Origin of the sequence: Marinobacterium aestuariivivens (assembly GCF_042661465.1) — a bacterium.
In the GTDB taxonomy this organism is placed as follows: domain Bacteria; phylum Pseudomonadota; class Gammaproteobacteria; order Pseudomonadales; family Balneatricaceae; genus Marinobacterium_A; species Marinobacterium_A aestuariivivens.
Genome location: NZ_JBHSWE010000001.1, coordinates 4,916,874 through 4,938,935, shown reverse-complemented (window position 1 = coordinate 4,938,935; position 22,062 = coordinate 4,916,874). Strand labels below are relative to the sequence as shown.

Below are 22,062 nucleotides of genomic sequence, written 5' to 3'. Positions count from 1 at the left end.
GCAGCCGCCGGCGAACCGGCGTCCTCGACGGGAGCCGGTTGCTGCACGGGCAGCAGTGCCCATTCGATTGTGGCCAGTCACGGCGGCCACAGTCGGATGAGCGCTAAAACCCTGCTCCTATGCATCCATGCATTCGCAGGATAAATACCTCCCTGTATAAAAAACGGCTGGCGGATATGTGCGGTATCGCAGCCAGCCGAAATGAGTATCACGCTATGCAGTGATCCCCGGACGACAATAGATAGAGAGGAGTGGGGGCGGCTTGCGCCGCCCCGCCAGGCTGTGCTCAGTCTTCCAGCATCGGCAGGTCGAGGCCCTGCTCCCTGGCGCAGTTGATGGCGATCTCGTAACCGGCATCGGCGTGGCGCATGACACCGGTACCGGGGTCGTTGCGCAGCACGCGGCCCAGGCGCTTCCCGGCGGCCTCGGTACCGTCGGCGACGATGACCACGCCGGCGTGCTGGCTGAAGCCCATGCCGACACCACCACCGTGATGCAGCGACACCCAGGTGGCACCGCCGGCGGTATTGAGCAGCGCGTTCAGCAGCGACCAGTCGGAAATCGCGTCGGAGCCATCCTTCATCGCTTCGGTTTCGCGGTTCGGGCTGGTGACCGAGCCGGAATCCAGGTGGTCGCGGCCGATGACGACCGGCGCCTTCAGTTCGCCGTTGCGAACCATTTCGTTGAACGCCAGCGCCAGGCGGGCACGGTCCTTCAGGCCGACCCAGCAGATACGCGCCGGCAGGCCCGGAAGGCGATGCGCTCACGCGCCATGTCCAGCCAGTTGTGCAGGTGCGGATCGTCCGGAATCAACTCCTTGACCTTCTGGTCGGTCTTGTAGATGTCCTCCGGATCGCCGGACAGCGCGACCCAGCGGAACGGACCGATGCCTTCGCAGAACAGCGGACGGATATAGGCCGGCACGAAGCCCGGGAAGTCGAAGGCATTCTCGACGCCCTTCTCTTTCGCCATCTGGCGGATATTGTTGCCGTAGTCGGTGGTGGCGGAACCGCGCTTCTGCAGCTCGAGCATCGCCCGCACCTGGATCGCCATCGATTCCTTGGCGGCGTCGACGACGGCCGCTTCGTCCTTCAGGCGCATTTCGGCAGCATATTCCATGGTCCAGCCCTTGGGCAGGTAGCCGTTCAGCGGATCGTGCGCGCTGGTCTGGTCGGTGACCACGTCCGGCACGATGCCACGCTCGACGATTTCCGGGAAGATATCGGCGCAGTTGCCCAGCAGACCGACGGAGACGGCTTCGCCGTTGGCCTTGGCTTCGTCGATGATCTGCAGCGCTTCGTCCAGGCTGTAGGCCTTCCTGTCGACGTAGCGGGTGCGCAGGCGGAAGTCGATACGGGTTTCGTCGCACTCGACGGTGATACAGGAGAAGCCCGCCATGGTCGCGGCCAGCGGCTGAGCGCCACCCATCCCGCCGAGGCCGCCGGTCAGCACCCAGCGCCCCTTGGCGTCACCGTTGAAATGCTGCTTGGCCATCGCGGCAAAGGTTTCGTAGGTTCCCTGGACGATGCCCTGGGAACCGATGTAGATCCAGGAGCCGGCGGTCATCTGGCCGTACATCATCAGGCCTTTCTTATCCAGCTCGTTGAAGTGCTCCCAGGTCGCCCAGTGCGGCACCAGGTTGGAGTTGGCGATCAGCACGCGCGGCGCATCCGGGTGGGTCTTGAAGACGCCGACCGGCTTGCCGGACTGGATCAGCAGGGATTCGTCGTCTTCGAGGCGCTGCAGCACTTCGATGATCTTGTCGTAGCATTCCCAGTTACGGGCGGCGCGGCCGATACCGCCGTATACCACCAGATCTTCCGGGCGCTCGGCGACGTCGGGATGCAGATTGTTCATCAGCATGCGCATCGCGGCTTCGGTCAGCCAGCTCTTGCAGGTTTTCTCGGCACCGGTCGGGGCTTTGATGACGCGGCTGGGATCATGACGGGTATTAGACATTGTTATAGGCCTCACTTGACAATAAAGTGGATAAGACGCGCCGCAGCGCGGGCAGTCCAGTTATCGATATCGAATGTCGGGTTGTATTCCGCGATATCCGCTATTTTCAGTTTGCCGCTGCGCCGGATCACGGCGATCAGCGGTTCCAGGATTTCAAGACCCACTCCTCTGGGAGCCGGTGCGCTCACACCAGGCGCAACGCTGGCGGGCAACACATCCAGGTCGATGGTCAGGTACAGCACATCGCAGTCGTCGATGAACCGCTCGAGCTGTGCCCGGGTGTCATCCAGCTGGATGACACCCATATCGGCGTCCTTGCGGTAGCTGACGCCCAGCTCCCCGGCGCGTCTGAACAGGGCCGGCGTATTCGAAATCTCGCTCACGCCCAGGCAGCAGTAGCGGAAGTCGTAGCCCTTCTCGCTGCAGCGTTGCGAGATCTGGTAGAAGGGCGTGCCGGAACTCGCGCCGTTGCTGTCCAGACGCAGGTCGAAATGGGCATCGAAATTGACGATACCGATGCGCGGCTGCTCGCTCCGGCGCTCGAAGTGCTGCGCCAGACCCAACCAGGTGCCGAACGCGACCTCGTGGCCGCCGCCGAGCACGACCGGGAAGTGGCCGTCCGACAGGCAGTCCTGGACAAGATTCGCCAGCGCCAGGTGCGCCGCTTCGAGCTGCTCCCCTTCGCAGACCACGTTGCCGGCATCGTAGGCGGCACGCTCCGGCGACCAGGGTAGATTGGCGATCGCCCGGCGCAGCTGGTCCGGCGCCTGGCGGGCACCAACCCGCCCCTTGTTGCGGCGCACGCCCTCGTCGGAGCAGAATCCGACCAGTGCCACGCCTGCCGGCCCCTCGCCCAACGGCGAAATCACCTGGTGCAGGCGGGTCGCCAGGGCGGCCTCCTCTTCGGAATCGACGCGACCGGTCCAAATTTCGTTGAAATCGACTTCAGACATTTTTCACCTCCCCGGCGACAATGCGCTGACGGATCGGGTTGACGCCGAACTGGTAGGACAGCTCGGCCGGATGTTCGATATCCCAGAGCAGCATATCGGCCTGCATGCCGACCTTGAGCTGACCGGCCTCGCCCGCCAGTCCCAGTGCCCTGGCGCCGAAACGGGTGACACCGGCCAGGGCCTCTTCCGGCGTCAGCCGGAACAGGGTGCAGGCCATGTTCATCGCCAGGCGCAGGGAGGCCAACGGTGACGAGCCCGGGTTCAGATCGGTGGCGACTGCCATGCCGACACCGTGCTTTCGCAACAGCTGGATCGGCGGCACCCTGGTGTCGCGCAGAAAGTAGAAGGCGCCGGGCAGCAGGGTCGCCACGGTACCGGCCTGCGCCATCGCTTCGACACCGTCCTCGTCGAGCCATTCCAGATGATCCACCGACCAGGCACCGTAACGGGCTGCCAGGGCCGCGCCGTGCAGATTCGACAGCTGTTCGACATGGGCGCGGATGCCGAGTCCATGGGCCTTGGCCGCCTGGAATACACGCTCGCACTGGGCCGGGGAGAAGGCGATGGTTTCGCAGAATACATCGACCGCATCGGCCAGGCCTTCGGCGACCGCCGCCGGAATGATGTCGTTGCAGATCAGATCGATATAAGCGTCGGCGTTGTCGCTGTATTCCGGCGGCAGCGCATGCGCCGCCAGCAGCGAGGTCGATACCCGCACCGGATGGCGCTCGCCGAGCTGGCGGGCCGCCCGTAGCATGTTCAGTTCGCCCTCGAGGCTCAGACCGTAGCCGGACTTGATCTCGACCGAGGTCACACCCTCTTTCAGCAGCGCCAGCAGGCGTGGCTCGGAGAGTTCGACCAGCTCGTCGACGCTCGCCCCGCGGGTGGCACGTACGGTGGAGATGATGCCACCGCCGCTGCGGGCGATCTCTTCATAGCTTGCGCCCAGCAGGCGCTGCTCGAACTCCTGTGCCCGGCTGCCGGCAAACACCAGATGACTGTGGGCATCGACCAGACCCGGGGTCATCCAGCCGCCACGGGCATCGACCACGTCGGCGGACAGGGCTCCGGAATCGAACCGGTCCATCGGCGCGATCGCGACGATACGACCACTGCGCACCCCGATCGCCTGATTCGACAGAGCCCCGTAGGGCTGATCGATGTCGCCATCGAAGGTCGCGAGGTTCGCGTTGGTCCAGATTCGGTCACAGGTCTTGAACACTGCATCCACCTTTTTCGTGCCGTTTGATTTGTATATACATATATATACCACAAGATTTTCAGAAGGCAAAAGCTTTTGCCGGATTTTTTTCAGGCTGCACCTCACAGCCTTGCCGGAACGGCTTTGAACACGTCGAACTTACTGACTTATCTATTTGTTATATATGGCTTTTTATGAAGCACCCCGCAGTTCCTGCGGCGCTTTGACGAAAGCGGTCAGAATCGCGCCGGCAGCGCCTTTGAAGGCATGCCGGCAACGCCCTTCCGATGTCGTGCAGCAGGAAGACAGATAATTATGTATATACATATAGCGCAGAAAGGCTTCGCGGCGCCCGGTGCGAATAACCTCCGTGCCGACATCATTCGCCTCGGGACGAGGCTCCTACGCCACCATGACGGTGGCACGTCCCGTAGGAGCGACGCCCCGGTGCGATTAACCACCGTGCCGACATCATTCGCCTCGGGGCGAGGCTCCTACGTCACAGTGACGGTCGCACCGTCCCGTAGGAGCGCCGCCCCGGTGCGAACCGTCGTTCGGCTCTTGGCAAATAATCAGAAGATCAGATGGGCCGCCCCGGCCACCAGCGGGATCGCCAGCAAGGTTCGGATCAGGAAGATGACGACCAGGTCCTTCACCGACAGCGGGATATCGGACTCCAGCATCGCATTTGCGCTTTCGGTGAAGAAGATGATCTGGATGGTCGACAGGGTGCAGACGAAGAAGATGCTCATCGGCGCGACGTCACCACCGGAAATCATGATCGCCGGCAAGGCGATTTCGGCGATCGAGATCAGCACCGTCGGCGCGATCTTGTCGGCATCGGGCAGGTTGAACAGGTTGATCAGTGGCTCGATCACGACGCCCAGGTAATCGAATACCGGCGTATAGGTACCGATTATCAGCGAGAGGGTTGCGATCGACAGAATGTAGGCAACGATCTTCTGGGCAAAGGTGGTCGCCTCCCAGAGATACTTCTGAAACACGTCAGACCTGGTCTGGGAGGCGCGCTCGGCCGCGGCACTGCAGGCACGCACCAGGATATTGCCGGTCTGCGGCCGGTCGTCGTCATTGTCCTGCGCCGCACAGCCGTCGAAGAAGGTATCCGGCTTGTTGTTCAGTGGCGGTATGCGGGTGACGATGGCCGCCAGCACGAAGTTGATGATGAAAGAGGAGATGATCATGTGCGGCAGGTATTCCATGATACCGCCGATCGACGCCAGCAATGCGAAGAAGCCCAGGCTGCAGATGCTGAAGTTGGTGGCAATGCTTGCGGCTTCGCGCTGGGTATAGTGGCCGCTTTTGTACAGCTTGTTGGTGATGAAGATGCCGACGGCAGGGGCCGCGACAAACGACGCCACCGCATCGACCGCGGAACGCCCCGGCAGCCGGTACAGCGGGCGCATCAGCGGCTCCATCAGGGTGCCGACAAACTCGAGAAACCCGAACTCGGTGAGGAAGAGCACGAAGAAACCGGCCACGGTCACGGTCAGGAACACGCTGCCGCCGAGGTAGAGCGCAAGCCCGCCGACGTCCTTGTGCAGGAACCAGTCGGGCCCGACCTTGAACACCAGCAGCGCCGCGAACACCGCCCCAAGCAGGAACAGGAACCCGACGATGCCGTTGTCCTTGCGGTGATAGTCTTTCAGCGCCCTGTTCGCCGTCACCCGGGATCCGATCCAGGTCAGGCTCAGCAGCAGCGTAATGCCCAGCGTGAGGTACTCGAGGCTCCCGCCCAGCAGGTCCTTGATTGCACCGATGATGCTGACCAGCGGCACCTTCGATTGCTCCTCGTTGCCGGCAATGGGAATAAAGAAGATCGACAGGCCGATCAGGCTGCCGACAAGCGCCTTCAAGGCACCGCCACTGCTGCTTTTGCGCATCACTTCAGCGTTATTCATCGCTTTGTCTCCAGTATTATGATTATTCTCGGTCGCCCCGCGAGCCGCGAAGGCGCCGCCGGACTGATAGCTGGCGCGATGGGTTCGCCCCAGGTTACAGGCCTCGATCCCCCGGATCATCCTCCCCTTTACGGTTATGCGTTCGCTGGCGGCCCCCGGGCGAGTTCGAGGGGCCGCCAACAGCCTCAGCCCTTCAGCACCGTGCGGGCGATGATGTTGCGCTGAACTTCGGAAGAGCCCTCGTAGATGCGCATGATGCGCACGTCGCGAACATAGCGCTCGAGCGGCATTTCACGGGTGTAGCCGTAGCCGCCGTGAAGCTGCAGCGCCTTGTCGGTAATGCGGCCGGCCGCCTCCGAGGCATAGAGCTTCGCCATCGCGGATTCGAGGGAGAAGCGCTCCCCGGCTTCGCGCCGGGTGGCGGCTTTCAGACCGAACAGGCGCGCGGCTTCCAGATCGGTGGCCATGTCGGCGATCATCCACTGCAGTCCCTGGAACTCGCCGATCGGATGGTCGTTGACCTCGCGGGTATTGGCCCAGAACAGCGCAGCCTCATAGGCGGCGCGGGCGATGCCGGTGCAACTGGCGGCGATTTCGACACGACCGTTGTCGAGCACCTGCATGGCGGTACGAAAGCCGTTGCCCTCGACGCCGCCGAGCAGGTTTTCCGCCGGCACTTCGCAGTCCAGCGCGACTTCGAATACATGTCCCCCTTCAGCCCCATGGTCCGCTCCGGCGACGCGACCTCGATCCCCGCCGAGTGGCGGTCGACGATAAAGGCACTGATGCCGCGATGACCTGCGCTCTTGTCGGTCTTCGCATAGACGACCAGGAAGTCCGCTTCGGCGGCATTGGAGATGAAGTGCTTGACGCCCCGCAGGCGGTAACCGGTTGCCGTCTTCTCGGCAAAGGTGCGCATCGCCGCCGGATTCGAGCCGGCCGCCGGTTCGGTGAGCGCGAAAGCGCCGAGCTTGGACCCGGTGGCAGCATCCGGCAGCCAGGCCTGTTTCTGCGCTTCGGTGCCACCGAGCAGAATCGAGTCGGTGGCAAGAAAATGGGCGGTGACCATCGATGCCGTCGAGCCGCAGGCGCCGGCCAGGTTTTCCACGGCCAGATAGAGGGCCACCGCGGAGACACCGGTACCGCCACAGGCTTCCGGCAGATTCATGCCCATGATGCCGATATCGGACAACGCCTGACGGTGACAGGTAGACGACAGACTGCCTTCATCGATTTCAGCAGCTTTTGGCGCAATCACTTCCTGGCAAAAGCGATTCAACGCGTCTGACAGCATGCGATCGTCTTCGGTGATGGTGATATTCATCGTTTTTCTCCTGAGAGTCCCGATTCGCCTGCAATACGGCTGCGCGCGGCTTGTTTCGCCCGCACGCATCCGCACCACCGGCCGGGAGGCGGGTGTTTCGTTGCTGATAGTGTGAGTCGGAGGTCCCTGGGGGGCTTAGCCGAACAACTCGTCGTCGTGTTCGCCGAGCTCCGGTGCCGTGTTCGGTTCCGGCCTTGCCCAGGCGCTGGCACGCACGGGCTGCATCATCGCCGGAACAGGTCCGAGACGGGGGTGTTGCTGGGTCTGCAACAACTGGCGCTCACCACGGCTGGCGCGGGCCAGCACATCGCGCATTTCCAGCACCGGCGACGCCGGAATCCCGGCCCCGGACAGGGTATCGATGGCCGATTCCACCGTCTGTCCGGACAGCCAGGACTCGATCAGATCGCGCAGCGCCGGTTCGTGGCGGGTTCGTTCCTCGTCGGAGCGAAAACGGGGATCTTCGGCGATCTCCGGCCGCCCCATGGCAACGCAGAGGGCACTGAACTGCCGGTTGTTCAATACCGCGATAATGACCCGGCCATCCCGCGCACTGAAGGAGCCGAAAGGCGTCGACAGCGGATGCCGGTTGCCGACACGCCCGGGCGCCTCGCCACTGAACATCCACTGCGCGACAGGTGTCGGCATCAGCGAAAACAGGCAATCCAGCATGGCCACGTCCAGATGCACCCCCAGGCCTGTGCGCTGACGGTCGAACAGTGCCGCGAGAATGGCCCAGGAGCCATAAAGACCGGCCACGAGGTCAGCGATGGACTCTCCCACCTTGGTCGGCTCGCCATCGGCTTCACCGGTAATCGCCATCATCCCGGACATCGCCTGCACCACCAGGTCGTATGCCGGCAACTGGCTGTTCTCGCCGCTCTGGCCGAAGCCGGAAATGCTGGCATAGACGATATCGGGATTGATCGCGCGGACCGCCTCGTAGCCGACACCGAGACGGTCGGCGACACCGGGCTTGAAGTTTTCGACGAACACATCGGCCTCGCGGGCCAGCTCCAGCACCCGGTTCAGGTGCCCGGGGTTCTTGAGGTCGGCGACCGCCCCTTTCTTGTTGCGGTTGATCAGGGTGAAGAGTGCACTCTCCCCTGCCCTGAAGGGACCGACATGACGGTATTCGTCACCGGTGGGCGGTTCGATCTTGATGATCTCGGCGCCAAGGTCCGACAGCAATGCCGTGCAGAAAGGGCCGGACAGGACCCGTGTCAGGTCGACGACCTTGATGCCATCGAGGGGCTGGCGATTCTTGTTCTGTTCCATGGGCGGACTCGCTTGTTCGTTCGGTGATCTTGAAATCGAGTTTGCCAGCCCCCTACTATTGCGTAAAATACTAGTTACCAATATTCAATATATATAAATCTGATAGTGATTACCCTTCATCAACTCAAGGTGTTTGTCGCGGTGGCCGAATGCGGCGGCACGTCCGGCGCCTCCCGCGCCCTGCACCTGTCGCAGCCCGCGGTCTCACTGACTGTCCGCACCCTGGAGGATGCGCTTGGCGCGGAACTCTTTATCCGCAACCCTCCCAGAGGGCTGGCGATCACGCCGTTCGGACGCGGCAAGCTCGAGGAGGCCCGGTCCCTGCTCTCCCGGGCCGAGATGTTCGGCGAGCCGCCGGATGCCGGCTCGCAACTGCGCGGACAGATCACCATCGGCTATTTCGCCACGCTCGGCCCCTCGTACGTGCCCCGCCTGATCCGCCGCCTGCGCGACAACCTGCCCAAGGTCGAAGTCCAACTGCGCGAAGGCGATCTCGCCTCGATCAGCCGCATGCTGGATACCGGACAGGTCGAACTGGCATTGACCTACGATCTGGGCATGAGCGAACGCCCCCTTGTGCATCTGCTGAAGGAGTACCAGTTCTATGCCGCGCTGCCGCGGGACCACCCCTGGCGCGGCACGAACGGGTTTCCCTCAGGGATCTTGCTCAGGAGGACTTTATCCAGATCGACCTGCCCATGAGCCGGGAATTCCTGATGTCGCCGTTCTGGCACTACAACCTGGAGCCGGTCATCGCCTACCGCACGACCTCGCTGGAAATGGTACGCGGCATGGTGGCCCACGGACTGGGGGTTTCGCTGCTGGTCACCCGCCCGGCGTCGGAACTGACCTACGACGGCCTGACCCTGGTCTGCCGGCCCATCGCCGACGAGCTGCCGACCCAAAAACTGGTGATGGCGCAATCCCACCACTTCTCACCGACCCCGATTGCCCAGGCGGTGATGGACGAGATCAGGGCGATGTTTGCGCAGGATGAGCAGGCGCAGTAGGCAAGGAATGGCAATAGTGGGCGCGCACCACGAAAAAAGCCCGGAAACGGCGTCAACCGTTCCGGGCTTTCGGGTGCGGATGAAAAGCCGTCAACCGATCAGGCTTTCAGCATAGAAGGCCACCGGGGCCGAAAGCAGAATGGTCAGCGCGACGCGCTGGTACCAGATGATCAGCATCTGGCGGATGGTCAGCGGAATCTCGGTCGACAGGATGCAGGGAATCGAGGCCGAGAAGAACAGGATCGACGAGATCGCCACGCAGCCGGTGACGAACTTGGCGGCGATCGCCCCTTCGGCCATCAGCAGCGCCGGCAGGAACATCTCCGCAAGACCGGTCGCCGAAGCCTTGGCCACCAGCAGCGGGTCGGGCAGCTGCGCCAGGGCCGTGAACGGATAGAACAGGTAACCCATCCAGTCGAACAGCGGCGTGTACTTGGCGACCAGCAGACCGATCAGCCCGACCGACATGATCGACGGCAGGATGCTCATGGCCATCAGCAGGCCCTCGACGAAGTTGCGACGGATATTGACCAGCAACGGCAATGCCTTTTCGTTCGCCTCGAGCCCTTCCAGTACAGCCTGCTTGAGGCGGTGATGCTCGAGCACCTCGTGCTCCGGCGCTACGGCCTGATCATCCATCCGCGACAGCGGAAAGATTCGCACGGTAATGGCCGTGACGATAAAGGTGATCGCCAGTGTCGACCAGAAAAACAGGTTCCAGATATCCATCAGCCCCAGGGTCTTGGCGACGATCACCATGAAGGTGGCCGAGACCGTGGAGAAGCCCGTCGCGATGATGGCCGCTTCCTTCGCCGAGTACTGTCCGGACTTGTAGACCCGGTTGGTGATCAGCAGGCCGATCGAGTAGCTGCCGACGAAAGACGCCACCGCATCGATGGCCGACTTGCCCGGGGTCTTGAACAGCGGCCGCATGATGGGCTGAAACAGCACCCCGATCAGCTCGAGCAGCCCGTAGCTGATCAGGAACGCCAGGAAGATGGCGCCGATCGGCACGATCAGGCCGACCGGGATCACCAGCTTGTTGAACAGGAACGGCAACATGTCCTTTTCGAACAGCAGCGCCGGCCCGAACTCGAAGAAGGCCATCATCGAGACGGCGACACCCGCAAGTTTCAAGAAAGAGAACACGATATGGGTCGCATCCTTGCGCCACGAACCCTTGATGAACGGATAGAGCCCGCCGGCGATGATCACCAGCAGCGCATAGATCGCGGCGCTATCAGCCTGGTTGCTGCGAATCCAAGAGACGATATGGTCAAGCGGGATGGTGGACTTGCCCCCACTTCTACCGGCACGAAGAAGAAAAATATACCGACCGCACTGAACAGAATCAGTTTGGCGATCGATAGCGGATTGAAGGAAACCAAGCTCGCTGTTCCATTCTTGTTCATGGAAATGCCTATCTTCTTTATTCTAGGAAGCCCGACGGCGATCGCACCGCTCGCAGACCCGAGCCCTCCACAAGCACCGTGTCCTTGCAGCCGCTTCACCGTTTTCGACTCCCGCAGGTTTATCGGAATATGCCAGCAGTCGGGGGACGGCTGGGCCGGTGGCCCGCCTGCCCGTCCTGCGAACCGCAGCCTCAATCACTGCAGCCAAGCCGCTTTGCCGACCGTCAGCGCCATGCTGCCGTTCGTCGCGACACGCATCCTGCCCGGACCTCGAGGAGCCCGATTTCCTTTTGTATGTATATGTATATACATTCGACTTTGGAATGTAAACTGTTTTATGCAAATCGGCAGCGCTGCAGCTGAACAAAATGGCTTCTATTGAACCGGCAATACAATACCGTACGCTCAGTGAGACCGGGCATGGACATGCAGGCCCCGGCCAAGCCTGGCAATCCCGATAAAATACTGCCGGGTCAATATTGAACAAGATGGGGCGTTGTGATAGGAAACAAAAGTATATACAATCGTCAATTTCAGCATTATCCGGGGGCCGGGTGAACAACAAGCCGCGTTATCAGCAGATCAAGAGCTTCATCCTCGACGGGATCAAGCAGCAGACCTACCGCCCGGGCAACAAGATCCCGACCGAAACCCAGCTGGCCGAGCAGTTCGACGTGAGCCGGATGACGGTCAACAAAGCGATCCGGGATCTGGTACAGGACAATATGCTGGTTCGCTACCCGGGTCTGGGTACCTTCGTTTCGGATGCCAAGGCGGAATCGCCGCTGGCCGACATCAAGAACATCGCCGACGAGGTGCGCCAGCGTGGCCACGAATACGGCAGCCGGCTGGTCAAGCTGCGGGAAACCGCCGCGAGCGAGACGGTCGCGATGCAGATGGGGGTACCGGTCGGGACCCGGGTGTACCGCTCGGTGATCGTGCATCTTGAGAACGGCCTGCCCATCCAGCTCGAGAACCGCTATGTCATCGCCTCCCTGGTGCCCGGCTACCTCGAACAGGACTTTTCCGAGCACACGCCCAACGAATACCTGTCAAAGATGTGCCCGATCTCCAGCATCGAGCATATCGTCGAAGCGGTGCTGCCGAGTGAAAAGGTCCAGGATCTGCTCGATATCGACGCCAATACCCCCTGCATCCAGGTCAACCGGCGCACCTGGTCCGATGGCCGGCTTATCAGCTTCGCCTGCCTGACCCATCCGGGCACCCGCTACAAACTGCGTTCGATTACCACCGTCGGGCATGGCTGAGCCGCGGTTCAGGATCAGCACCTTGCTACACTGAGACTGTCGTCATGATCCGGAGGAACCGGCGCTATGTCGGTCTCGGCCAAAAGTTTCGAACAGGCGCTCTACAGCGGTGCCGACGGTCTGCCACAGGAAATTTCGGTCGCGTCGGCACAGCAGTTCATTCCGGCTGCCGTGCTGGATGAAATCGACCGTTTCATCACCCTCTTCGACCGCGTCACGTCCCGTCCCGCCTGGGTACGCGAGGCCCTGGCCCTGTCGCCGGACGCGTCCCCCACGCCCGGGGACGAATACTGCTTCTTCAGCGCCTGGGATTTTCACCTGCCGCCGGGCAGACCCCATGACTGGCAGTTGATCGAATTCAACGACAACGGCTCCGGTTTCCTGTTCGCATCCCGGATCAACCGTCTGCGCCATCGACTGATGCTGGCAGACGCGCCCGGCATCCAGGCGCCCGAAACAGAGCGCCATCTTGGCCAGCGAATACTGGCGATGATCCACGAGGAAGCCAGGGCCCTCCTTACCCGGCCGCCCGGTAACGGCCTGCTGATTCTCGATGACGCCGATTCGCTCAAGACCGGCAAGTTCCGCGACGAGCATCGCCGGCTGGCCGAACTGGTCGCGAAAGATGGATGGAGAACGGTGATCGCCACCCCGCAAGCGCTGGTCTGGACAGGAAGCGCCCTAAAGGCCAACGGCACTGCGGTCGACTTCGTGGTCAACCGTTCGACCGATTTTCTCTGGCAATCTTCGGCTTTCGATGCGCTGAAACAGGCCCGCAAAGCGGGACGGGTCTATGTTGCCCCGAATCCGTTCAGCTATGCGACCCGTAGCGACAAACGACTGTTTGCCTGGCTATCGCGCCCGGAGCGGGATAACGAACTCGGCATACTCGGCGATGAAAGAGCCCTGTTCGACGCCCATGTCCCCGCAACCTGGTGCCTGACCGAGGCTAACGTCGAGGTGCTGGCGGCACGCAAGCATGAGCTGGTGTTCAAGCCGGCCCAGCGTCATGCCGGCCTCGGCGTACTCGACAGCCGGCAGGTCGGGCGCAGCCGGCTGCGCCGTTTACTGGCCAGGGGCGAGCTTTACGTGGCCCAGCAGCGGGTCGACAAAGAGGTCCTGGAGGACGACGAGGGTCACCGCCTCTGGTGCGACCTGCGGGTCTGGAGCTGGCGTGACCGGCGCTACCTGCTGTCCGGCCGCGCCTCGCGGGAGCCCGGTCGGCTCGACCTGCAATCGCCGGGCGGTTGGCTGGCAACCTTTGCGATCGACTAATCCTTGCCGTTCTGGAAATATTCCTGGGTGCCATGGGCCCGCATCGCGTCTGCGATGCGCTGCAGTGCCAGCAGGTAGGCGGCATTGCGCAGTGTGCGGCCCTGCTCCTCTGCGATACGGAACGTTTCGTCGAAGGCAAGGGTCATATAACGCTTGAGTTCCTCCCGTACCCGTTCCAGGGACCAGGGGTAGCCCGAGCGGTTCTGCACCCACTCGAAATAGCTGACGGTCACGCCACCGGCGTTGGCCAGCACGTCGGGCACCACCCGGATATTCCGCTTTGCAAGCGCCGCTTCGGCATCTGAACGCACAGGCCCGTTGGCGATCTCGACGATGGTGCCGGCACGGATACGTTCGACGTTGCCGCAGTCGATCACGCCTTCGAGGGCAGCGGGTATCAGCAGGTCCACGTCGAGCGCCAGCAGTTCGGCATTGCTGATCTCCTCGTGATCTTTCGTCTCGCACACAGATCCTTCGCAGTACACCGCACTGACCTTTCGGCTCTGCTGTTTGACCTGCCACAGGCGCTCGATGTCGAAACCCTCGTCGGAATAGATGGCGCCCTTGGAATCGCTGACCGCAACGATACGGTAGCCGTCCTGTTGCAGCAGCCGGCCCGCGTGGTAACCGCCGTTGCCGAACCCCTGGATGGCCACGCGCATCCGCTCCGGCCGCCACTGCTGCCGCTCGGCCAGCGCGCGGATGCAGAGCCAGGCCCCCGTCCGGTCGCTTCTTCCCGTCCCTGGCTGCCACCGAGCGCAATCGGCTTGCCGGTAATGGCCGCCGGTGCCCGCATCCGCCGGATCGTCTCGAATTCGTCCACCATCCAGCCCATCACCATCGCATTGGTGTAGGCATCAGGCGCCGGAATATCGGTATCGGGGCCCACGAAGTCGACCACCGAGCGCATGTAGGCACGGGACAGCCGTTCCAGCTCCATCGGCGACAGCTTCTTGGGATTCACCACCACGCCCCCTTGGCACCGCCGAATGGCAGACCGAGCAGCGCGCACTTGATGGTCATCCAGAGCGCCAGTGCCTGAACCTCCTCGCGATGGACGCCGGGATGGAATCGGATACCGCCCTTGGTCGGCCCGAGGACGTCGTTGTACTGGCAGCGAAAACCCTGGAAATACCGGGTGGCCCCGTCATCCATGCGCACCGGCAGTGTGGTTTCCAGCATGATTGCCGGATGCAGCAGCGATTCGAGCACGTCGGCGTCGATCTCCGCATCGTCGCTCAATTCCCTGATACGTTCGAGTGCGTCCTGAAAAACATCCGCATGTGCCACCTCAACGTCCCTCCGCTATCAGTAAGTTGAAGGCCCATCGCTCTGGACGAATCTGACCACCAGTATAGCTTCCGAGCCGGCTGATCAGGGCGCCGGGATAGCGTTCGGTTGCTAAGCTCTTCAGAGCATTCTGATACAGGGAGCAGTGCCTGCCGTGGCCCGGAAACAACCCTTTAGCGACTCGGTCTGGCGCCTGTTGCCGGCGGTGCACAGGCATCCATTGCCGCAGATGCCCCGGTCCCTCTACCGCTACATCTGGCGAATCAGCCACCGGCATCAGTTGGGACTCAGCCTGTTGACGCTCGGTGTCTTTCCGCTGACCGTGGCGCCACTGGAGCTTCAGCGGCGGCTGATCGACGATGCCATCGTCGGGCGCGATCCCGAGCTGCTGGTGCAGCTTGGCGCCCTTTACCTGCTGCTGACGCTGCTGCGGGCGGGACTCAAGTTTCTGCGCAATGCCTATATGGATCGCGTCGCCGAAGGCGTGACCCGGCAACTGCGTCACCGGGTCGCCCATCCCGAAGCGCTTGATACCGCTTCAGTGGATGGCACCCGCCAGTCCATCGCGGCATCGGAAGCCGAAAAGATCGGCGGATTTGTCGCCGACAGCATTGCCAATCCGTTATTGCAGCTTGGCACCCTGATCAGCGTGGCCGGCTACATGCTCCTGGTCGATCCCCTGATCGCCCTGGGCGCGCTGGCTTTTCTGATTCCGTCACTGCTGCTCGTCGGCTTCACCCAGCCTCTACTGAACCGGCTGTCGGAGCGCAAGATCGGCGCGATCAGGGACCTCGGACAAGCCCTGCTCAGGACAGACGAAACCGAAACGGACGGCCTGATCGAACGCATTTACCGGCTTCGACTGCGTTTCACGCTGATCAAACACGCGGTGAAGCAACTCAATAACCTGACCAACCATCTCGGGCCACTGAGCGTGCTGGTCGTCGGCGGCTGGCTGGTGATCGAGGGCCAGGCGGAGGTGGGAACCCTGGTCGCCTTCATATCCGGCTATGAACGCCTAACCGGGCCAAGCCGGGATCTGCTGAACTTCTACCGCCAGCTGGCGCTGATACGGGTGCAGTATCGCCTGGTTCAGAAGGCGAGCCAGCCGCTGGATCCCTGACGACGTTCGCCGGCCCCTGGCTCAGCCGACGTCCATGTGGATCAGCTCCCAGATATGACCGTCAGGGTCCTGGAAGCCGTGACCGTACATGAAACCATGATCCTCCGGTTCCTTGTAGGTATTGCCCCCGGCGGCAAGCGCTTTCTGCACCATGGCATCGACCTCGGCTCGACTGTCACAGCCAAGACAGACCAGCACTTCGGTACTTTGGCGTGCATCGCACACCGGATTGGGTGTAAAGCCGGCGAATTTCGCCTCGGTCAGCAACATCACGAATAGATTCTGATCGATGATGATGCAGGCCGCGGTGTCGTCGGAAAACTGCGGATTCAACGAGAACCCGATACGGGTGAAAAAATCGATCGAACGTTCGAGCTGTTTTACCGGCAGATTGATGTAAACCTGTCTGGCCACAGTGTTGATACTCCCCGTCTGCAAAAAGGCGGCCTCCCTGACCGCCTCGATACCCCTTACAATGCGATCAGGCGTGACGCACCTTGTTGATCGAAGGCCGGTCGCCGACACGCTCCATGAACGCCACGAGATTGAGATAGCGATTGATGTTGATCTCGAGCATCGGACACCAGCCCAGCACCACGAACAGATAGGCGTCCGCGACGCTGAAACGATTGGCAACCAGATAATCGGATTCCGACAGCTGCCGGTCGAGGATGGACGCGCAGTGGGCGAACTTCTCCAGCAGCAGCCCGCGCGCGTCCTCCCCAAGCCTCGGATCGAAGAAGGCACCCAGGGTCTTGTGCACTTCGCAGCCGATGAAACTCAGCGCCTCCTGCAGCCGAACCCGGTCGAAGGTACCGTTGGCAGGCGCGAGTCCCGACGACGGCTTGAAGTCGGCGACGAACTGCAGAATGGCGGCCGTTTCGGTCAGCACCTGGCCGTTGTCAAGCTCCAGCACCGGTACATAGCCCTTGGGGTTGAGATCAACGAGATGGCGGCCGTCGGACAGACGCCGGTCACCCCGCAGGTCGACCTTGACCAGGTCGAATGGAATATCCTCCTCGACCAGACAGATATGAACCGCGGCGGAACTGGTACCGGGGGCGGAATACAGCTTCATGGCAACTCCTCCAATGTAAGGCCCTTCGGGCCGGCCTGCAGAAAACCATAGTCCTCCGGCCCGAATCGCGCCAGCCCGTTTCCTGCTTCTGTGCCGATGCCGGTCAGCCCGGCCGCAGGTCTACACTTAAGTTGAATAGTCATTCGGTTTCAGACGCTTATGATGCTTCCGGATACTTTGACGCCAACCGCAAGCAGCGGCTGCCTTGCGCGCATCGGCGCAGGCCTGGCCCTTCTGGCGGCATTGCTGGCCGGTTGCGCGACACAGCCCCCGGTCTTTCCGCCCGGCCCGCTCACCGGATGCCTGGTGCGGTTCGAGGCGGCCGACCGGCAGATCCGGCAGGCCGGTGTCGAAGACCAGGGGTTTCCGCGTGTCCCGGGCTTTCCCTTCCTCAGGACCAGCCGGCTGCTGGCTTCCTTCAGCCAGGAGCCGATGGCGCCTGAACAGTTCGGCGCCATGCGGTCGCCTTTGTCGGAAGACGCCACTTCAATGATCCCTGTCTGATCGAGACGCTGTTTGAGGAAACCGGCCATTGAAAACACGGCTACTGCCACTGCCACTGCTTCTTCTGGCGCTCCACACCGGTGCCGAGACGGTCGAGGTGGGGCGTTTTTCCGCCGCCGACCTCGAGGGCTGGCACAGCAAGTCTTTCGTCGGCCACAGCCGTTACGAGCTGCGACGCGACGCCGGCCAGCTGGTACTGCATGCCAGCAGCCGCAGCGCCGCCTCTGGGCTGTATCGCGAGATCGAGATCGACCTGGACAGAACACCGTTGCTGGCCTGGTCCTGGAAGGTCGCAAACCTGATCGACACGCCGGACGAGCGCAGCAAAGCCGGCGACGACTACCCCGCGCGCATTTATGTGGTGTTTTCCGGCGGTCTGGCATTCTGGCGCACCCGGGCGATCAACTATGTCTGGTCGAGTCGCCAGCCCGCCGGCAGCGAATGGCCCAACGCCTTCGCCGCCAATGCGCGCATGATTGCGGTGCGCGGCGGCAGTGCCGACGTCGGCCAGTGGGTCCATGAATGCCGCGACGTAAGGGCCGATTACCGCCGCCTGTTCGCAGCGGAGCCCGGCCCGGTTGACGCGGTCGCGCTGATGACCGACACCGACAATACCGGCCTCGAGGCCAGCGCCTGGTACGGGGATATCCGATTCGAGAGCGACGACGGGGACTGCCCCTAGGGTGGAATGAGCCTGCGAATTCCACCGGGTGGCGTTCCACCGGTGAATCGCATTCCGGGTGGCGCTATGGAGCAATGATGCCAATCGAGAAAACCACGGAGTAACCGGGCAGCATCGGTGGAATTCATGCCTTCGGCCTTCATTCCACCCTACGCTGCTCTGTTGACTCATTTTTCAATCGCTTCTCCATCGTGAAATTGATCAGCACCTGGCCCTGACGGCATACCTCGTTGCGACAGACCACCGCAAAGCCTCGCTTTTCGAAGAAGGGCCTGGCCAGCAGCGACGCCTCTACAAAGAGGCGCCCGATGCCGTCGCGGCGGGCCTTTTTCTCGATGCGTTCGTAGAGCCGGGCGCCCACGCCCTGATGCTGATAGTCGGGATCGACGTAGAAACAGTCGATATGACCGTCCGCTTCCAGCTCGATAAAGCCCGCCAGCCGGTCGTCGTCCAGCGCCAGCAACGGCTGCCGGGCCTTGAGGCGCGTGCTCCAGAATTCATAGTCCGGCGGTGTCGGCGCCCAGGCCTCCTGCTGCTCAGGCGTGTAGAGCTTCGGATCGATCGCATGGACAGCGCGGTGGTAGAGATCGGTGACGGCACGGGCAAGCGCCGGCTCGTAGGGTACTAGATTCATGGCACTACCCGGTTGCAGACGGCTCAGCCCAGCAGATACCTGAGTCCGATACCGATAACAAGCAGATAATAGATCCGCGGCAGCCATTCGTAAAAGGCTTCGAGGTACAGATCGAGCCGTTGCTGTTCGAGACGCAGATGATGCCCGAGTGCCTGAGGCAGACGCCCCGCCGCCCCGGCACTGCGTATCAGCTGGCGCAACGCCGGCGACAGCGGCAACCCGGCACACTCCAATGCCGTGGAGGGGTCCTGGCCAGACGCCAGCGCCTGCTGTGCGATCCGTACCCGGCCCCTGTAGACGCGGTCATCGAGCAGATCGCGGCAATGCTCCAGCGCCTCGACATAATCACAGCCTGCGTCGAGCATTCCGCTCAGCAGGCCGTAAAACCCGACTTCGAAAAAGCCCCGGTAAAGTCCGGTTCGCCCGAGTCCCAGTCGCCACCCCCAGTACAGCCAGCCTGAACGGTCCAGCTTCAGCAGTTTCAGCAGCAGGGTGGTCAGCAGAAAGACAAAACCCAGCGACATCCCCGCGTCCGCCAGCGCGACGCCCAGGGACAGCTGATAAAACCGGGTATTCAGGAGCAGCCCGGCCAGGGTCGCGATCAGCAACAGTAGCAGTGGCAGCCAGAGCCGGGCTCGGAACCGGGCCAGCCTGCGACGGTGCTGCTCGGAGCGATCGGCGATCAGCCGCAGCGCCTCGGGAAGGCGCCCGCCAAACTCCCCCGCCTCAAGCAGAATACGAGCATGGCGGCCGAAAAAGCCGCCTTCGCCAAGGCTTTGGCTCAGGGAGCGGCCCCGGGACAGCCGGCTCATCGCGTGCTCCAACGGCTGCGACAGCGCGGGATATTGCCGGCGCAGCACCTCGACGGCCTGTAGCGGCGACAACCCCGCCCCCATCAGCGCAGCCAGGCTTCGACTGTGTTCGGGCAGCCAGTCAGGACTCCGACCGCAGAGCACTCCAGCGACACCGTTGGCCGTCATCCATCAGTCGGGAAAGGCTTCTGCGATCAGGCGGCTTCCGGTATCGCTGTCAAGTTCACCCGTTTCCGGCAGGTCCCGGCGGTTCTGAAACTCGATCAGGGCCGAACGGGTCCGGCGGCCACGCAGGCCGTCGATCGGCCCCGGGTTGATGCCCAGATAATTGAGCGCGGCCTGGGCGGTGCGCAACGCAAGATCGGGCAGCAGGGTACTGAACTTCGCATGGGCCGCGGCGAGCCGGGTATCGTATTCGTTGACCTTGAACGCCGGACCGTTGTAACCGCGGGCAAATGACACCCAGTTGTGGCGCTGCAGGGCACTGTCGAGGCGGTTGCCGCGGATGAAGTTGGCCATCGCCAGCAACTGGGCATCCTCGTTGCGCACCATATCGTCCACCATCGCCTCGACATCGTCGTAACCTGCGACCTGGAAGTTCATGCCCATCACCTGGCCGATGCCCCAGGAGGCACTTTGCAGCGCCGCGCCGCGGTCGAGCGTCATCGCCTTCTTGAGACGGTCGTACTCGGCGGCACCACCGACATAGCCGCCGGGCCTGGCATTGCTGATGTCGCGGTTACCGGCATCGTGCTGACCATCGGTGAGGCGATGGAAAATGTGGCGTTCGAACAGGATCTGCGGCCGGCGATTGCGCAGGAAGCCGAACCCTCGGGTCTCGACCGTCAATATTGCCCAGACCTCGGGCTCGGCCACGCCGAGCGTTCTGCAGATCCGGTCCATGCCATCGTCGCTGAGTGGGCGTCCCTGACTTTCAAATTTCATGATCCACTCCTGTTTGGTATCCCGTGACAGGCGCGGGCCGGGGCCGGCGCTGTCCTGGCAGACAATTCCGGGGACATCAGCGGTTCGGAAAACAGGCGGAACGGACTCTCCCTTGCTTCCACACTATAGGCGACGCGCAGAGGCTTTGCAGATGGGTACGGGGCTCAGACGTACTGGCCGGCGCAGTGACCGCAGGCCCAGGCGAACTGGAAGTTGTGCCCGCCCAGGTGACCGGTCACATCGAGGCACTCGCCGATAAAATAGAGCCCCGGAACCTTTTTCGCCTCGAAGGTCTTCGACGAGATCTCGTCGGTGTCGATACCCCCGCGGGTCACTTCTGCGGTGCGGTAACCCTCGGTACCCGACGGTTTGACGATCCAGCGGTGGAACTGGTCGGCGACAGCCTGGAGCCTGCGGTTATCGAAGCGGTTGATCGGCCCCTCGAAGTGCCACAGGTCGCAGAACGTCTGTGTAATGCCCTTGTGCATCAACTGACCGAGCAGGGTCCGGATATCGGCCCTGGGCCGTGCCTCGCGCTGTTCCTTCAGCCAGGCCAGCAGGTCCAGCTCCGGGAACAGGTCGATCTCGACTTCGGTGCCTGGCTCCCAGTACGACGAGATCTGCAGGATCGCCGGACCGCTGAGGCCGCGGTGGGTGAACAGCAGGTTCTCGACGAAGGATATAGCGCCGATGCGGGCTCTCACCCGGTGGGAGTCACCGGACAGGGGCCTGAACAGTTCGAGGTCCGCCGGCTGCAGCGTGAAGGGCACCAGTGCAGCCTGCAGCGGCAGCACCTCGAGGCCAAACTGGCGGGCGGTCTCGTAGGCAAAGGGGGTGGCGCCACCATTGGGAATCGACAGCCCGCCGGTAGCAATCACCACCGAATCGCATTGCCAGATACCCAGCGAGGTCTTGACCCTGAAACCCCGCTCCAGCTTTTCGACACGGTGAATCTGGCAATCGGTACGTATATCGACCCCGGCCCAGTCGCACTCGGTCAGCAGCAGTTGCAGGATCTCCCTGCTCGACCCGTTGCAGAACAGCTGTCCCAGGGTTTTCTCGTGATAGTCGATGCCGTGACGCTCGACCAGCTCGATAAAGGCGGACGCCGGGTAGCGGCTCAGCGCGGACTTGCAGAAATGGGGATTGCGCGAGAGGTAGTTCGCCGGTGAATTTTGCAGATTGGTGAAATTGCAACGCCCGCCGCCGGACATCAGGATCTTGCGGCCGATCTTGTTGCTGTGTTCGAGCAACAGGACGGAACGTCCGCGATAGCCGGCACTGGCCGCACACATGAGGCCGGCCGCGCCGGCACCAATGACAATGACTTCCGGTTGGGTAGTATGGGGCTGCAATGTTTCTTACCTGGGGGTTTAAATGGGCGCTAATGCTAGC

20 protein-coding genes and 3 pseudogenes are annotated in these 22,062 nt (G+C 62.5%); 7 read left to right on the top strand and 16 right to left on the bottom strand.

Annotated elements, in window-relative coordinates; genetic code table 11:
• Positions 1-286 precede the first annotated feature (286 nt).
• The 7 genes and pseudogenes from hutU to ACFQDL_RS25840 form a co-directional block, all read right to left on the bottom strand.
• Positions 287-1,959 (bottom strand): annotated as a pseudogene (hutU, locus tag ACFQDL_RS25870) (urocanate hydratase).
• 11 nt (positions 1,960-1,970) lie between these two features.
• Positions 1,971-2,912: a formimidoylglutamase gene (gene hutG, locus ACFQDL_RS25865; protein WP_379911521.1), complete on the bottom strand. Its 942-nt coding sequence runs from the start codon at positions 2,910-2,912 to the stop codon at positions 1,971-1,973.
• Positions 2,905-4,134, bottom strand: a complete 1,230-nt coding sequence (gene hutI / locus ACFQDL_RS25860) for an imidazolonepropionase (protein WP_379911520.1) — start codon at positions 4,132-4,134, stop codon at positions 2,905-2,907. The genes hutG and hutI overlap by 8 nt, the downstream gene beginning before the upstream one ends.
• A gap of 551 nt (positions 4,135-4,685) precedes the next feature.
• The gene (locus tag ACFQDL_RS25855) at positions 4,686-6,032 is read right to left on the bottom strand and encodes a YjiH family protein (protein ID WP_379911519.1); all 1,347 of its coding nucleotides are present in this window, start codon (positions 6,030-6,032) and stop codon (positions 4,686-4,688) included.
• Positions 6,033-6,217: 185 nt separating this feature from the next.
• Positions 6,218-6,625, bottom strand: coding sequence for an acyl-CoA dehydrogenase family protein (locus tag ACFQDL_RS25850; RefSeq protein WP_379913349.1), 408 nt, complete (start codon positions 6,623-6,625; stop codon positions 6,218-6,220).
• Positions 6,508-7,356, bottom strand: coding sequence for an acyl-CoA dehydrogenase family protein (locus ACFQDL_RS25845; protein ID WP_379911518.1), 849 nt, complete (start codon positions 7,354-7,356; stop codon positions 6,508-6,510). The genes ACFQDL_RS25850 and ACFQDL_RS25845 overlap by 118 nt, the downstream gene beginning before the upstream one ends.
• A gap of 135 nt (positions 7,357-7,491) precedes the next feature.
• Complete coding sequence (locus ACFQDL_RS25840; RefSeq protein ID WP_379911517.1) at positions 7,492-8,634, bottom strand: CaiB/BaiF CoA transferase family protein; 1,143 nt, start codon at positions 8,632-8,634, stop codon at positions 7,492-7,494.
• A gap of 105 nt (positions 8,635-8,739) precedes the next feature.
• Between ACFQDL_RS25840 and ACFQDL_RS25835 the strand changes: the two are divergent.
• A pseudogene (locus tag ACFQDL_RS25835) lies at positions 8,740-9,644 on the top strand (LysR family transcriptional regulator).
• A 90-nt stretch (positions 9,645-9,734) separates the two neighbouring features.
• Here the strand turns inward: ACFQDL_RS25835 and ACFQDL_RS25830 are convergent.
• Positions 9,735-10,793 (bottom strand): YjiH family protein, encoded by a 1,059-nt coding sequence (locus ACFQDL_RS25830; RefSeq protein ID WP_379911516.1) that lies wholly within the window; start codon positions 10,791-10,793, stop codon positions 9,735-9,737.
• Positions 10,794-10,796: 3 nt separating this feature from the next.
• Between ACFQDL_RS25830 and ACFQDL_RS25825 the strand changes: the two genes are divergently transcribed.
• From ACFQDL_RS25825 to ACFQDL_RS25815, 3 genes are all read left to right on the top strand, one after another.
• Positions 10,797-11,438 carry a hypothetical protein gene (locus tag ACFQDL_RS25825; RefSeq protein ID WP_379911515.1) on the top strand — a complete coding sequence of 214 codons (642 nt, stop codon included), beginning with the start codon at positions 10,797-10,799 and terminating at the stop codon, positions 11,436-11,438.
• Between the two features lie 172 nt (positions 11,439-11,610).
• Positions 11,611-12,324 (top strand): histidine utilization repressor, encoded by a 714-nt coding sequence (gene hutC, locus ACFQDL_RS25820; protein WP_379911514.1) that lies wholly within the window; start codon positions 11,611-11,613, stop codon positions 12,322-12,324.
• Between the two features lie 66 nt (positions 12,325-12,390).
• Positions 12,391-13,599: a hypothetical protein gene (locus tag ACFQDL_RS25815; protein WP_379911513.1), complete on the top strand. Its 1,209-nt coding sequence runs from the start codon at positions 12,391-12,393 to the stop codon at positions 13,597-13,599.
• On the opposite strand, the gene ACFQDL_RS25810 is transcribed toward ACFQDL_RS25815, so the two are convergent.
• Both ACFQDL_RS25810 and ACFQDL_RS25805 read right to left on the bottom strand, forming a co-directional pair.
• Positions 13,596-14,261 (bottom strand): Glu/Leu/Phe/Val family dehydrogenase, encoded by a 666-nt coding sequence (locus ACFQDL_RS25810; protein WP_379911512.1) that lies wholly within the window; start codon positions 14,259-14,261, stop codon positions 13,596-13,598. The two genes, ACFQDL_RS25815 and ACFQDL_RS25810, sit on opposite strands and share 4 nt — an antisense overlap.
• Positions 14,262-14,467: 206 nt before the next feature.
• Positions 14,468-14,754 (bottom strand): annotated as a pseudogene (locus tag ACFQDL_RS25805) (Glu/Leu/Phe/Val dehydrogenase dimerization domain-containing protein); the annotation flags it as partial.
• A 289-nt stretch (positions 14,755-15,043) separates the two neighbouring features.
• Between ACFQDL_RS25805 and ACFQDL_RS25800 the strand changes: the two are divergent.
• Complete coding sequence (locus ACFQDL_RS25800) at positions 15,044-16,012, top strand: ABC transporter ATP-binding protein (RefSeq protein WP_379911511.1); 969 nt, start codon at positions 15,044-15,046, stop codon at positions 16,010-16,012.
• A gap of 21 nt (positions 16,013-16,033) precedes the next feature.
• Here the strand turns inward: ACFQDL_RS25800 and ACFQDL_RS25795 are convergent, their stop codons facing one another.
• Entirely contained in the window at positions 16,034-16,426 is a 393-nt protein-coding gene (locus ACFQDL_RS25795) for a VOC family protein (RefSeq protein WP_379911510.1), read from the bottom strand.
• A 67-nt stretch (positions 16,427-16,493) separates the two neighbouring features.
• Positions 16,494-17,090, bottom strand: coding sequence for a glutathione binding-like protein (locus ACFQDL_RS25790; protein WP_379911509.1), 597 nt, complete (start codon positions 17,088-17,090; stop codon positions 16,494-16,496).
• Positions 17,091-17,267: 177 nt separating this feature from the next.
• Between ACFQDL_RS25790 and ACFQDL_RS25785 the strand changes: the two genes are divergently transcribed.
• Together ACFQDL_RS25785 and ACFQDL_RS25780 are read left to right on the top strand one after the other, a co-directional pair.
• Positions 17,268-17,594, top strand: a complete 327-nt coding sequence (locus ACFQDL_RS25785) for a hypothetical protein (RefSeq protein WP_379911508.1) — start codon at positions 17,268-17,270, stop codon at positions 17,592-17,594.
• A 28-nt stretch (positions 17,595-17,622) separates the two neighbouring features.
• Positions 17,623-18,276: a DUF3047 domain-containing protein gene (locus ACFQDL_RS25780; protein ID WP_379911507.1), complete on the top strand. Its 654-nt coding sequence runs from the start codon at positions 17,623-17,625 to the stop codon at positions 18,274-18,276.
• 139 nt (positions 18,277-18,415) lie between these two features.
• Here the strand turns inward: ACFQDL_RS25780 and ACFQDL_RS25775 are convergent, their stop codons facing one another.
• The 4 genes from ACFQDL_RS25775 to ACFQDL_RS25760 all read right to left on the bottom strand — a co-directional run bounded on the left by ACFQDL_RS25775 (position 18,416) and on the right by ACFQDL_RS25760 (position 21,962).
• Complete coding sequence (locus tag ACFQDL_RS25775) at positions 18,416-18,910, bottom strand: GNAT family N-acetyltransferase (protein WP_379911506.1); 495 nt, start codon at positions 18,908-18,910, stop codon at positions 18,416-18,418.
• Between the two features lie 23 nt (positions 18,911-18,933).
• Complete coding sequence (locus ACFQDL_RS25770; protein ID WP_379911505.1) at positions 18,934-19,890, bottom strand: type II secretion system F family protein; 957 nt, start codon at positions 19,888-19,890, stop codon at positions 18,934-18,936.
• Between the two features lie 3 nt (positions 19,891-19,893).
• The gene (locus ACFQDL_RS25765; protein ID WP_379911504.1) at positions 19,894-20,667 is read right to left on the bottom strand and encodes an N-acetylmuramidase domain-containing protein; all 774 of its coding nucleotides are present in this window, start codon (positions 20,665-20,667) and stop codon (positions 19,894-19,896) included.
• A gap of 164 nt (positions 20,668-20,831) precedes the next feature.
• On the bottom strand, positions 20,832-21,962 hold the full coding sequence (locus ACFQDL_RS25760; RefSeq protein ID WP_379913347.1) for a BaiN/RdsA family NAD(P)/FAD-dependent oxidoreductase: 1,131 nt from the start codon (positions 21,960-21,962) through the stop codon (positions 20,832-20,834).
• Positions 21,963-22,062 lie beyond the last annotated feature (100 nt).

What these genes read in the sequence shown, in the direction of transcription:
- ACFQDL_RS25765 (WP_379911504.1), bottom strand. Translation starts at nt 20,667, where the DNA reads ATGAAATTTGAAAGTCAGGGACGCCCACTCAGCGACGATGGCATGGAC.
- ACFQDL_RS25770 (WP_379911505.1), bottom strand. Translation starts at nt 19,890, where the DNA reads ATGACGGCCAACGGTGTCGCTGGAGTGCTCTGCGGTCGGAGTCCTGAC.
- ACFQDL_RS25855 (WP_379911519.1), bottom strand. Translation starts at nt 6,032, where the DNA reads ATGAATAACGCTGAAGTGATGCGCAAAAGCAGCAGTGGCGGTGCCTTG.
- ACFQDL_RS25775 (WP_379911506.1), bottom strand. Translation starts at nt 18,910, where the DNA reads ATGAATCTAGTACCCTACGAGCCGGCGCTTGCCCGTGCCGTCACCGAT.
- ACFQDL_RS25840 (WP_379911517.1), bottom strand. Translation starts at nt 8,634, where the DNA reads ATGGAACAGAACAAGAATCGCCAGCCCCTCGATGGCATCAAGGTCGTC.
- ACFQDL_RS25790 (WP_379911509.1), bottom strand. Translation starts at nt 17,090, where the DNA reads ATGAAGCTGTATTCCGCCCCCGGTACCAGTTCCGCCGCGGTTCATATC.
- ACFQDL_RS25845 (WP_379911518.1), bottom strand. Translation starts at nt 7,356, where the DNA reads ATGAATATCACCATCACCGAAGACGATCGCATGCTGTCAGACGCGTTG.
- ACFQDL_RS25810 (WP_379911512.1), bottom strand. Translation starts at nt 14,261, where the DNA reads ATGCGCGTGGCCATCCAGGGGTTCGGCAACGGCGGTTACCACGCGGGC.
- ACFQDL_RS25760 (WP_379913347.1), bottom strand. Translation starts at nt 21,962, where the DNA reads ATGTGTGCGGCCAGTGCCGGCTATCGCGGACGTTCCGTCCTGTTGCTC.
- ACFQDL_RS25825 (WP_379911515.1), top strand. Translation starts at nt 10,797, where the DNA reads ATGGGTCGCATCCTTGCGCCACGAACCCTTGATGAACGGATAGAGCCC.
- hutG (WP_379911521.1), bottom strand. Translation starts at nt 2,912, where the DNA reads ATGTCTGAAGTCGATTTCAACGAAATTTGGACCGGTCGCGTCGATTCC.
- ACFQDL_RS25815 (WP_379911513.1), top strand. Translation starts at nt 12,391, where the DNA reads ATGTCGGTCTCGGCCAAAAGTTTCGAACAGGCGCTCTACAGCGGTGCC.